2 protein-coding genes are annotated in these 1,720 nt (G+C 60.8%); both read left to right on the top strand.

The window, feature by feature from the left end; all coding sequences use genetic code 11:
• Positions 1–637 (top strand): RHS repeat-associated core domain-containing protein (locus ELQ90_RS16450; protein WP_208020703.1); only part of this gene is annotated, 637 nt, incomplete at its 5' end.
• 610 nt (positions 638–1,247) lie between these two features.
• A partial coding sequence (locus ELQ90_RS16445; RefSeq protein WP_208020702.1) for a hypothetical protein occupies positions 1,248–1,720 on the top strand: 473 nt, incomplete at its 3' end.

The raw sequence follows: 1,720 nt of genomic DNA, 5'->3' as shown, positions 1-1,720 counted from the left end.
CCAGGGGTCCGTCGCCACGATCGAGATGGGCGCGCGCCAGTACGTTCCCGCTCTGGGCCGCTTCCTCGAGGTGGACCCGGTCAAGGGCGGCGTCGAGAACAGCTACGTGTACCCGCAGGACCCAATCAACCGGGCTGACCTCAGTGGAGAGTTCGAGATTGACTGGGGGCTCGTAGGTGATGTGGTGGGCATCGTCAGTACCGTCGCGATGTTTGTGCCGGGCCTTCAAATGGTCGGGGTCGCGCTGAAGGCGACGATGCTAGTGACCAAGGGCGTAACACTGCTGATGCGAGCGTCAAATGTCGTTCGCAGCACCAAGGCTGTTATGAAGGCGACCTCTCTGGTGCAACGGGGAAGCTCAAAGGCTCGCTCGTTCATCGGTTTGAAGATGCGCGACAGCAAGCACTTCGGTGTCGACAGCAAGTACTTTGGCAACAGCTCTATGGGAACACGGAACGTTCCATCTGTACGGGGCGGCAGGTTCAATCAGTCTGGATCGAAGGTGAAAGTCGGCTGGAGTAAGGGAAATGGATCCGAATGGTTCCGGGTCTCATCTCGGTACATCACACGGAACGTCAACAAACGAGGTGACGGTCACTGGAATCTCGTGCCTGGAAGGAATTTGCGATTCTATTGAATAGTGCGCGCGATCTTGATGATGAGGTTCTGGTTGAGCGCGTCAATGCGCAGATCATCAGCGAATTAGGGGATGCAGTTCGAATCGAGAGTCGTCGCGCTCCTGACGGCTACTTTCAACTCTCGGTGTTCGGTCCCGATGTCAGCACGCCGGTGCTGTGGCTCTACGTGAACGGAGGACAAATACACATCACCGACGAGAACGTTGTCAGCGAAGAGTCAGACGACTTGGGTCCCGACGTAGATCGGGCCTCGTGGGCTTCAGAGATGGTGATGAACTTAGGCAGGTACGGCGCAACGAGGCTGACTCACCATAGATGGCTACCCAACTCGTTCAACAGACTTCACATTTGGCAATCGGACCAGGAGCGATCTAAGACCTTACAGTCCACGAAGGGAAGGGTCGTCAGCGAACTTCTCCCGTTCGCGGCCCGTCGTCTGTAATCGTCTGTCGGCGGCCAGTCGTTCGAGTACGACGCGGACGGGAAGACCTAGCGGGTGCTCCTCGACGGGAAGCCAATCGCCGACCCGTCATACACAGCCGGTGAGGTGACCGGTGTGGACTTCCGGGTGGAGCGGACGACGCCGGGAACGGTGTGTCGCTGACCAACGTGACGCGGAACGAGGCGGGTGCCTCGACGGGCGTGACGTGGGCGTTCCCGAACGGCGAGGCGGCCGTGCGGGACACCGTGGTGCGTTCGCAATCGGGCCGGATCGTGGCCAACACGATCACCGACGGCAGCGCCTCGGAGACCACGGCGTACACGTATGACGGTGCGGGTCGTCTCCTGACCGCGACCGGTGGTGTCGTGGACGCGTCGTATTCGTTCGCGAAGACGGGTGGGTGTGGTGCGGCGCCGACGGCGGGGGCGAACGGCAACCGGACCTCCTCGGTGGTGAATGGTGTGTCGACGACGTACTGCTATGACAACGCGGACCGGTTGACGTCGACGACGGTGACGGGTGCACCCGAGGGTGCGTCGGGTGTGAGCTCGTCTCTGCCGTCGATCGGGTACGACGCTCACGGCAACACGGTGACCCTCGCGGATCAGTCGCTCGTGTATGACGTGGCGGATCGTCATGT

It is taken from the genome of Labedella phragmitis (genome assembly GCF_004078635.1).
GTDB lineage: Bacteria > Actinomycetota > Actinomycetes > Actinomycetales > Microbacteriaceae > Labedella > Labedella phragmitis.
Note: the sequence above shows the minus strand (reverse complement) of the source record. Positions and strands in the feature narration are given on the sequence as shown.